This is a genomic window from Rhodococcus sp. NPDC057014 (genome assembly GCF_042673295.1).
Classification (GTDB): domain Bacteria; phylum Actinomycetota; class Actinomycetes; order Mycobacteriales; family Mycobacteriaceae; genus Rhodococcus_F.
Genome location: NZ_JBHUSF010000275.1, coordinates 1 through 10,543, shown reverse-complemented (window position 1 = coordinate 10,543; position 10,543 = coordinate 1). Strand labels below are relative to the sequence as shown.

Sequence of the window (10,543 nt, the reverse complement as noted above, 5' to 3'; positions counted from 1 at the left end):
CGCGCCGCCTGCGGGTGCGGAGTGCAGGTACCCACGGAGCAGGGTTCCGTCCTGCACCGCGAACTCGACATCTCGTTTCATCTGGGAGTCCTCTCACAACCGTCGTTCGTGCCCCAAGTCACAATCCTAGAATATACCGACCTTGAACCGCAAGCGGTTGTAAATAGCAATTGGAATGGTCTAGGTTTGGCCCTGCGGATCAGTCAATAGGCCGGTGGCGTCGCATTCGGAGTTCAGAGCAGACCGCCGGCCACATCGAACGATGGAGGCGTCGTGAACACAGGTCGCATGTCGGAAGCATCCCCGAACGGGAGCGGTGTCAACGCCCTCGTGTATACGAGTTCCTGGCCGACGCTGCCAGGTGGAGGAACGTTCTCACCCACCACGTCGACCCTGATCACCGGACCGACCGAAGCGGTACTGGTCGATGCACAATACTTGATCGACGACGTTCGGAAGTTGGGTGATCTGATCGAGTCAACCGGAAAGAAGTTGACCACGATCTACGTCACCCACGGACACGCCGACCACTACCTCGGACTCGGCCCGCTACTCAAGCGGTTCCCGGGCGCCCGCTGCGTCGCGACACCGGAAGTCATCGAATACATGACAGCGACGATGGATCGACAAAAGTACCAATGGAATTCCTGGTTCGGGGAGAAGTGCGTGGACTTCGGCCCACTCCCCGAACCCCTCGACGGAACGACACTCTATGCCGACAAGTCACCACTGGAGATCGTCGAAGTCGGCCAAGCTGACATCTCTCCCACAACTGTTGTCCACGTACCCGAGATCGCCACCGTCATCGCCGGAGATGCGGTCTACAACCAGATCCACGCCATGCTGGCACTGACCACCCCCGACGAATGGAACGACTGGATCGCCACAATCGACAAGATCGAGCAACTCCGCCCAGAGGTCGTGGTTGCCGGTCACAAGAAGCCCGACGCGGACGATCGACCGGCGCGGGTACTGATGGATACAACCCGACAGTACATCCGCGACTTCGCCGAAGCCGTTCGCGCCGCAGAAACCAAGGAACAGGTCGTAAAACGGATGACCTGGCTCTACCCCGACCACGGCAACCTCTGGACATTGCAATACTCCGCGCACGCATACTTCGAACACGCACGCACCTGAGTCGAGCCAAGCCGTGACGTTCATCGACATCCGCAACACATTCCGGGCGACATCTCATCGAGAATCGGCGGCCGATATACGTTTTGGCATCAACTACCCGCGGCTTCAGTCGACGGCACCGGTCGTTGTCCATAGCTCGCGCAACCGATCAATGCCAAGCCCAGAAGTGCTACACGGCCTAACGTCGGGCAAATAGATTCTTGGGGCGAAAGCGAAGCCGCGGCTACTGCCGCCTTGGATCTGACATTAGGTCGGACGCCGAAGGTCTAGCACGTGAACTGGAAGTTCGATTGGCTGCGGGTGGATCGAAACTTATTCGGCACAAGCAATCCCGCTACGTGGGGGTCCTCAATACGAGACTTGATTGATCACCACACCTGTCCTCCGCAAGTTCCGAGCGGCGAAAGTCGCAATCACCAACCTTGCTCCCCTGCTAGCTCGGCCACCGTCATCTTTTGAAGGAGACACTCGCCCCACGCGATTGACCAGCAACGCGGGTGCCACACCCAGCGCGCATCCTCTCCATCTGATAGGTGGTCGAGATTTCTTCCGACAAGACCTATGTGGCGGCACCGTCGCGATGTAAGGAAGATGCATCCAGCCTCCGCCCCCCAATGAGACACAGCTCAACCGCACTCCGCATTTGGCGAATCCCATTCACTCGATACATATGGGGCGTGAAACCTCCGTTACGCGGCTCAGGTTCGAAGTCTCGTGGAAATGCACCCCACCGAGCTCTCCTTGCGTCGGCAATAAATTAATACCCCCGTCGGGCACAGCAGCCATCCTGTTGAGGGGTGAATGATGATCCACTCCAAAACGGCTACCATCGCGACGGCGATTTGCCAGAAACTGCGGCCAGCCATGCCAACACCCAACAACTCCCTTCTCGCAGGAGATCACAATGCGAAGCACGATGAATGAAGCACCCCTCTCCATTTCACGCCTGCTGCAACAAGGCAGTACAAGACACGCCCGAGCCGAAGTCACGACATGGTCGGACGCCGGTCCCCAGCGCCGCACCTACGCCGAAGTCGGCGCACGATCCGCTGCTCTGGCTCATGCACTGCGCGGGCTTGGCATAGACGGTGACCAACGGGTTGCCACATTCATGTGGAACAACGCCGAGCATCTTGAGACATACCTGGCGGTTCCCTCGATGGGTGCGGTGCTACACACACTCAATATTCGCCTGTTCCCGTCGCAGTTGATTCATGTAGCGAACCATGCCGAAGACCAGGTGATCATTGTCGATCCGGCCTTGGTTCCTCTGCTACAACCACATCTGTGCCATCTGTCCACCGTGCGACATGTGATCGTTACGGGTGGGTCCACGCCAGAGATCGACGCCCCCCCGGGTATGGAGGTCCACTCATACGAGGAACTCATCGCCGAACACCCCAGCACATTCGACTGGCCTCAGATCGAGGAGCGATCCGCGGCCGCGATGTGCTATACCTCAGGCACCACCGGCGATCCAAAGGGTGTTATCTACTCGCACCGGTCGATGTACCTGCACTCGATGCAGGTGTGCTCGAGCGATGGCCCTAACCTTAGGCAAGGGGACCGCGCACTGATCGTTGTTCCTCAATTCCATGCCATGTCATGGGGGCTACCATACGCAGGCTTCATGATCGGAGCTTCGCTGATCATGCCGGACCGATTCCTCCAACCAGAGCCCCTCGCGCAAATCCTTTCCTCGGAACAGCCAACGTTCGCAGCCGCGGTTCCGACGATCTGGCAAGGAGTGCATGCATACCTGGAGCAGAACCCACAAGACATTTCGTCCCTACGCGAGGTTCTCATCGGAGGCTCGGCAGTTCCACCGTCGCTGATGCACGCTTTCGAAGACCAGCACTCGGTCTCGGTCCTGCACGCCTGGGGAATGACCGAGACATCCCCGCTGGGATCCGTAGCCCGTCCGCCCGCAAACACCGAGGGAGCAGAGCGGTGGCGCTACCGATACTCGCAAGGACGATTCCCGGCATCCGTCGAAGCGAGACTTGTCGACGACAGCGGCAATCTCGTTCCATGCGACGGCCTCAGCATCGGCGAACTCCAAGTTCGCGGTCCCTGGATCACCTCGTCGTACTACCGCCACGACGCAGTCGGAAGCTTCCAAGAGGATTGGCTTCGCACAGGCGATGTCGGCGCGATCAGCCCCGACGGATACCTCACCCTCACCGATCGGACAAAAGACCTCATCAAATCCGGCGGCGAATGGATCTCGTCGGTCGACATAGAGAACGCCGTCATGGGTCATCCCGAAGTCCTCGAAGCCGCTGTCATCGCTACCCCAGACCCCAGATGGGACGAGCGCCCACTGGTCGCCGTGGTGCTACACCGCGACAGCCATCTCACCCCCACCGAGCTACGCGCCTTCCTCGCCGACAAAGTCGCGAAGTGGCAGATCCCCGAAAGCTGGACATTCGTCGACGAAATCCCAAAGACCAGCGTAGGAAAGTTCGACAAGAAACGTCTGCGAGCCGATCTCTGCAACGGCCTCCTTAGCATTGACAAGTTGTGAAGGCGCTACACCAGCCGCCACCCAATGCTCGCTGACACAGCAGGGCGCAGTACTCAAAATCAGGATCACTCGGTGAGCGATGCAGGTTCGACCGGTCGAGCAACACGCAGCCGTGTCGCTATCAGCGAGCCTGTCAAACCTTGAGAGTGAACGGTCAGATTCGTTTGCGCGCCGAGCTGCGAACGCCATATCTCGAGAACCTTGAAGCCGGTGAACTTCTTGAGAGGATCACGCAAAGCGTTCGAAGGCCGAGAGAACGGGGGCGTATCCGCACCGTCAGCAGGCGGCGCGCGCCCCCAAACACGACGTTTCCGGGGCTGACGCACCCACTGAAATCATCAGGACACAGCTGGCAGGTCATCGACTTCGGAGACCGTGGCGCGTGCCTTCGAACCAGCCGCTCGGGTGCGTGACGCGCATGTCGACGTCGCCGAACAGTTCGGGATCTCCGACAATCCGTCACCTCACGGCTCAAACGATACGAAACCGGGTCTGAGCGGACTGCCTGAGATCTCGCGCCGCCCTCATTCGACCCCAAGACGTATCGCGCCCGACGTCGAGGCATTATTCCGTGAGATGCGTCATCATCACCAACGGTGGGGAGCGCGGGCGCATCGCCCCGAGACCACACGTCGCGTACAACGAGGTACTCCAAGGTAAGTGCTCAAGGGTTGGATACCAAACAACTACACTGTAAGGGGACACATTGGCCAACGGCGAGTGCCGCCCTCGCCGCGACCTTTGAACTGTTCCCGGACAGCCTTGCAGGCGGCGGCGTTTCATATCGCAGGGACCGGACCGTCATTTCACTGCTGAAGTGAAGTACCAACCAACCGTATAGAATTGCTCAGGTCATATTGTGTTATGCAGAAAACCCTGCTGTTACCGAGCCCGAGCCGCCAACAAGTCTCCATTTGGAGAATGACCAGGGTTTCTGTTCGACGAACCCGCGCCTCCGCCCTTCTTCGTCGGGAAAATCAAGTCCCATTCAGGCATCGAGGCCAAGCGTGGACAATCGCACAGAACAGACCGACTGCCAGGTCTCCTATGATCGACACGAGTTTCGGAGACTGATACCGAACAACCCCCACATGTTCCGAGAGACACGTGATCCAAGTCGACAGCAGTGGCAATATGGACACCAGAGGCACAGCGTTCAACCCTGCGCTCGGCAGAGGCTGTCTAGACAGCGAGCGAGGTCAGCGATGCACCACCCGTCAAGATGCACCCCGTCAGTACGATCGGGATTCGACGAATCGACGTAGTTGATGGCAGAACTCGATCCCCTGAAAACGCAGCAAGAGGTGCAGGTTCCAGTCGCTGCGGAGCTGAAGGCTGCCGGGTTCAGCAATGCCCAAGAGATCGGACGTGGCGGTTTCGGCGTTGTGTATCGGTGTAAGCAGCGCGCCCTTGACCGCACGGTTGCGATCAAAATACTCACCAGCGACGTCGATGAAGGGAACGAAAAACGATTCGTTCGTGAACAACGTGCGATGGGCCGGCTCACCGGGCAATCCGGTATTGTCAATATCCTTGAAGTTGGCACGACGGTCAGCGGCCGACGATACATCGTCATGCCCTACTACCCCCAAGGGTCGCTGGATGCAAGAATTCGTCGTCATGGTCCACTAACCACAGATGAGACCCTGAAGATCGGGGCCCTAGTTGCGGCTGCTCTCGAAAAGGCGCACAGGGTCGGCGTCCTGCACCGCGATGTTAAGCCGTCGAATATTCTCCTCACTGAATACGGAGAGCCAGCGCTAAGCGATTTTGGAATAGCCCACATCTCGGGAGGGTTTGAAACTGCCAGCGGCGTTGTGACCGGCTCTCCTGCGTTTATCGCTCCGGAAGTACTGGCCGGCCAAGAAGCGAGTCCCGCGGCGGATGTGTACAGTCTCGGCGCAACCCTCTTCTGCGCTCTCACAGGCCACGCACCGTTCGAGCGACGCAGCGGCGAGAGATTAGTAGCACAGTTCTTACGGATGGCGACGCACCCGCCACCTCACCTTAACCTCGCAGATGAAGTGAGCGTCGTCATCGAACGAACAATGTCGCCGGATCCGAACGAACGCCCCTCAGCTTCAGAATCAGCACGATTGTTGAGCGCTCAGGTAGTTCAGATATTGCCTGAGAGGAAGTCGGCCCCACTTACCATTCCGGATGGCGAACAGTCCCCCAACTCCAACGCCATGCTGCCATTGGTCACTAGCTACCGACGCAGCACCAAGGGCAACCTTCCGATCGAGCTAAGCAGTTTCATCGGTCGCCGAAATGAACTCACACGAGCGAACCAGCTGATTACAACGTCGCGCTTGGTTTCGCTGACTGGAATAGGAGGCGTGGGAAAGACACGGCTCGCGCTTCAGGCCGCAGCGAAGGCGTCGCGCACATTTGCCGACGGTGTCTGGTTTGTCGGGCTCGGCGAACTGCGCGATGAATCACTATTAGTAGATCTCGTAACCGGTGCGCTCGGCATACGGAACCAGTCGGGGCGGCCTACCGACGAAGTACTATTGGAGTTCCTCGGGTCGCGTCAGCTGCTACTGGTTCTGGACAACTGCGAACAAATTGTCAGCGCAACAGCGAAACTGGCAGAATCACTTCTTCGCACATGCCCCGAATTGCGAATACTTACTACGAGCCGCGAGGCTCTGACAGTCGCAGGTGAAGCGGTGCTCCGCGTCCCGCCACTCACCACACCCTCCTCCGATGGGATTCATTCAGCGTCAAGCCTTCCCCAATTTGACGCAGTCAGGCTGTTTGTCGATCGCGCCGCCGCAGCCCATCCCGACTTCGAACTCACGGAGGAGAATCAAGCAACGGTGACAAAAATCTGCCAACGCCTTGACGGATTGCCACTGGCCATTGAGCTGGCAGCAGCGCGGCTGCGTGCGATGGCGCCCGAACAAATACTCAATAGACTGACCAATAGGTTCACCTTGCTCACCAGAGGTGCCCGAAATGCGCCCACGCGCCAACAGGCATTGCAGTTGAGTATCGACTGGAGCTACGACCTCTGCAGTCCCCTAGAACAATTGGTGTGGTCACGTCTGTCGATCTTTGCTGGCAGTTTCGAGTTGGATGCCGCTGAAGACATTTGCGGATACGACCTTGACTCGTCCGATCTGCTCGACGTAGTGGCTTCGTTGTTCGACAAGTCGATCCTAATCCGCGAGAATTCTGAACAAGTCGCGCGATTCAGAATGTTGGAGACTATCCGCAGCTACGGCCGAGAGAAGGCCAACCAACTCGGAGAACACCACGAACTTCGAGCTCGCCATAGAGATTGGTACCAGAAGTTGACGGTAGATGCGGAGAGGGCATGGATCACCCCCAATCAACTGGAATGGATCAGCAGGATCGACCGTGAGCAGCCCAATCTTCGGGAAGCTATGGAATTCTGTTTGACCGATCACCCGAACACTGGTCTACGGATGGCTTCTGCGCTGTTCGTCTTCTGGAACACTCGGTCGTTGTTCGACGAGGGCCGACATTGGCTCGATCGTCTCCTAGCGATCCAACCAAGCGATCCGACCATCGAACGGGCAAAGGCACTATGGGCGGACAGTGTGCTTGCGGCACTCCAAGGTGACCTCGTCGCCACAGGAGCACTAGTCCAGGAGGGCCGCGCGCTCGCCGAGTTGTCGCACGATCGCGTGATGAGTTCGCTCGTTGAGCATGCCGATGGTCTTCATGCGATGTTCAGTGGAGATCTGACGCTAGCCTGTTCGCGTTTGGAAGGTTCTGTCGAGTCCTTCACCAGTCCAGACGACCTCATTTTCCGGGTCGAAGCTCTGATGAGCCTCGGACTCGCGTACACCTGGCAAGAAGCCTTCGAGCGTGCCATCTCCGCCTTCGAGGAGGTCCTCACCCTTACGCAGTCGCGGGGAGAGTCGGTATTTCAAGCTTTTGCACTGTGGGCAATCGGCGTTGCCTATTGGAGAGGGGGAAACCGAGACCGGGCAACGACACAGTTGGAGCAGGGGCTCCGGCTAGCACGGGTGGCGAATGACAAGGTCGGTTCGGCGTCCTGCATGGAAGCACTTGCCTGGATCGCCGGCGACAGGGGTGAGACATATCGCGCCGCTGTCCTGATGGCGGCTGCTGACAATGTTAGCCACGCGGTAGGCAGCTCCTCTGTGTATCTGCCGGGCCTTCCCGCATGCCACACCGGGTGCGAGCGACAAGTACGGCGAACGCTCGGCGTAAGGAAGTTCGACGTCGCACGTCAAGAGGGAATCAAGATGTCATACGCTGGCGCTATCGCGTATGCACTCGGTGAGAGGCCGTCGAGCGAAGCAAAGAAACGCGAAGAGTCAATTCTGACCAGACGGGAGCTCGAGGTTGCCGGGCTCGTCGGGCAAGGGCTGACCAACAAGGCGATTGCCGCCGAGCTCGTCATTTCACCCCGGACGGCTCAGGGACACGTCGAGCACATCCTCACGAAACTCGGATTCACCTCTCGTGCGCAGATCGCCGCATGGGTAACTGAGCGAGGTAGGGGCGAGACACGGCCTTGAGGTGCAATAGACTGCGTGAATCCGCATTAGTACTGCAACGGCACTTGTTTGACAGGCGAGCGATACTGGTTGTGTGGTCGTCGATCTGGTTGCTGCCGAGTTGGAAGCGTTGCATGAAAGGATCTCTGGTCGGTTCGTTCGGTCGGAGCCGCGGTCCCGTGTCCGTGAGTACGTTGCGGGTTTGGAGCGCAAGAACGGATGGACATTGGCCGAGCGCGCCGGTGAGGTGAGTCCGGACGGTATGCAGCGGCTGCTGCGGCGGGCGGACTGGGATGTCGACGGGGTCCGCGACGATGTGCGTGACTATGTGGTCGAACGGCTGGGAGATTCGGCCGGGGTGTTGATCGTCGATGACACTGGTTTCCTGGCTCTTCCAGATCGGCGGTGCGTAGACAGGTGTCCAGCGTGAGAAATGGGGACCACAAGATGTAGGCGGGTCCTGGGGTGTGACGATGAAGGCTCCTACACGCTCATCTCACGACCACAGGACCCATGACCGACACTACCGCCCTCGTCGCCGACACCATCTGCCGAACCGTCGAATTGGGGGTGACGATCACCGGCGCCGCCATCGCCGAGGACCGCACCTGGATCGACTGCCGACCCGTCGAAGCGGATCCGACCTGCCCGACGTGCGGACAGCCCGGGCGGCTGCGGGACCACGTCGATCGCGTCCTGACGGACCTGCCGGTGGTCGGGCACCCGACCCGCCTGCGGATCCAGCTGCCACGCTTCACCTGTATCGACGACGGGTGCGAGGTCACGATCTTCCGCCAGCGCATCGAGGCGGTCGCCGCACCGAAGGCCACCACCACCCGGCGATGCGCACGCTGGATCCTCGAGCGCCTGGCGATCGACAAGATGTCCGTCTCGGCTGTGGCCCGAGCGCTGGGGTTGGGGTGGAACACCGTCAACTCGTTGGCCGTCTCACTCGCCAGTGAGTTGGTCTTCGACAAGCCCGGCCACCTCGACGGTGTCCGCTGTCTGGGCGTGGATGAGCACAAGTGGAAACACCTTCGCGGGCAGGGTGATCCGGACTTCGTGACCGTGATCGTGGACCTGACGCCGGTGATCGACGGAACCGGGTCTGCTCGCTTGTTGGACATGGTGGCGGGCCGGTCGAAGGCCGCGCTCGTGGAATGGCTGGGCAAGCGGGATGCGAACTTCCGCAGCCGGGTGCAGGTGGTGGCGATGGATGGGTTCGCCGGCTACCGCACCGCCACCGCCGAAGCGCTACCCGCCGCGCGGGCGGTGATGGATCCGTTCCACGTCGTGCACCTGGCGGCGGAGAAGCTCACCGTGTGCCGGCAACGGATCCAGCAGGCCACCTGTGGGCATCGCGGTCGAGTCGGGGACCCGCTGTATGGGATCCGGCGGATCCTGCTCACCCGCACCGACCTGCTCGCCGACAAGCAGAAGGACAAACTCGCCACCGCACTCGACGGTGACGATGCACACCTGCCGGTGGAAGTGACCGCGTGGTGCTATCAGGACCTGATCGCCGCCTACGCCGACACCAACAAGCGCGCCGGGAAGCTGGCGATGGCCAGGTGTCTCAAACGGATCCGAACCGGTCTACCCGCAGGGTTGGAGGAGTTGGCACAACTCGGCCGCAGTCTGTGGAAACGCCGTAGTGAGATCCTCGCCTACTTCGATGTCGGGGTGTCGAACGGTCCGGTCGAGGCGATCAACGGCCGTCTCGAGCATCTGCGTGGCATCGCGCTCGGGTTCCGGAATCTCGACCACTACATCTTGCGGTCGTTGATCCACTCCGGGCAGCTTCAGGAGCGAATCAACGCACTCTGAAACGGAAAGAGCCGGTTTCCTGAAGAAGGGCACCCGCTCGGCCGGGGGTGCAGCGCCAGTACTCCGGCACCGCCGGGCGGGTGGAAAACTGCCAGATCGGGGCCTTCCTCGCCTACGCCAGCGCCGCCGGCCACGCCCTGATCGACCGGGAGCTGTACCTGCCCGAGTCGTGGACCTCCGACCGGGACCGGTGCCGCGCCGCCGGGATCGGCGACGAGGTGGAATTCGCCACCAAACCGAGACTGGCGCAACGCATGATCGAACGCGCCCTCGACGCCGATGTCCCGTTCTCCTGGCTCACCGCCGACGAGGCCTACGGGCAGGTGAAGTACCTGCGGGTCTGGCTAGAGGAACGGGATATTTCCTACGTGCTGGCCACGCGCTGCAACGACGACGTGTTAACCCCACACGGCCGCGCCGGGCGTGCCGACGAGATGATCGCCGCGGTCCCGGCGAAGCAGTGGCGCCGGATCTCCGTCGGCGACGGCGCACACGGGCCGCGGGAGTATTCCTGGGTGCGGATCCCGATCCGGATCGCCTGGGCACCCGG

At 60.3% G+C, this 10,543-nt stretch carries 4 protein-coding genes and 2 pseudogenes; all 6 read left to right on the top strand.

The genetic code is table 11. The features are described from left to right. Nucleotides 1–288: 288 nt before the first annotated feature. The gene (locus ACFTZB_RS35045; RefSeq protein ID WP_378438851.1) at nucleotides 289–1,140 is read left to right on the top strand and encodes an MBL fold metallo-hydrolase; all 852 of its coding nucleotides are present in this window, start codon (nucleotides 289–291) and stop codon (nucleotides 1,138–1,140) included. A gap of 904 nt (nucleotides 1,141–2,044) precedes the next feature. Continuing rightward, a complete protein-coding gene (locus ACFTZB_RS35040) occupies nucleotides 2,045–3,667 on the top strand; it encodes a long-chain fatty acid--CoA ligase (protein ID WP_378438849.1) in 1,623 nt (540 codons plus the stop codon). Nucleotides 3,668–4,935: 1,268 nt separating this feature from the next. Continuing rightward, nucleotides 4,936–8,187, top strand: a complete 3,252-nt coding sequence (locus ACFTZB_RS35035; RefSeq protein WP_378438847.1) for a protein kinase — start codon at nucleotides 4,936–4,938, stop codon at nucleotides 8,185–8,187. A gap of 73 nt (nucleotides 8,188–8,260) precedes the next feature. After that, nucleotides 8,261–8,554: pseudogene (locus tag ACFTZB_RS35030) on the top strand (transposase); the annotation flags it as partial. Nucleotides 8,555–8,679: 125 nt separating this feature from the next. Then, nucleotides 8,680–9,993, top strand: coding sequence for an ISL3 family transposase (locus ACFTZB_RS35025; RefSeq protein ID WP_378438845.1), 1,314 nt, complete (start codon nucleotides 8,680–8,682; stop codon nucleotides 9,991–9,993). Between the two features lie 13 nt (nucleotides 9,994–10,006). After that, nucleotides 10,007–10,543: pseudogene (locus ACFTZB_RS35020) on the top strand (IS701 family transposase); the annotation flags it as partial.

What these genes read in the sequence shown, in the direction of transcription:
- ACFTZB_RS35045 (WP_378438851.1), top strand. Translation starts at nt 289, where the DNA reads ATGTCGGAAGCATCCCCGAACGGGAGCGGTGTCAACGCCCTCGTGTAT.
- ACFTZB_RS35040 (WP_378438849.1), top strand. Translation starts at nt 2,045, where the DNA reads ATGCGAAGCACGATGAATGAAGCACCCCTCTCCATTTCACGCCTGCTG.
- ACFTZB_RS35035 (WP_378438847.1), top strand. Translation starts at nt 4,936, where the DNA reads ATGGCAGAACTCGATCCCCTGAAAACGCAGCAAGAGGTGCAGGTTCCA.
- ACFTZB_RS35025 (WP_378438845.1), top strand. Translation starts at nt 8,680, where the DNA reads ATGACCGACACTACCGCCCTCGTCGCCGACACCATCTGCCGAACCGTC.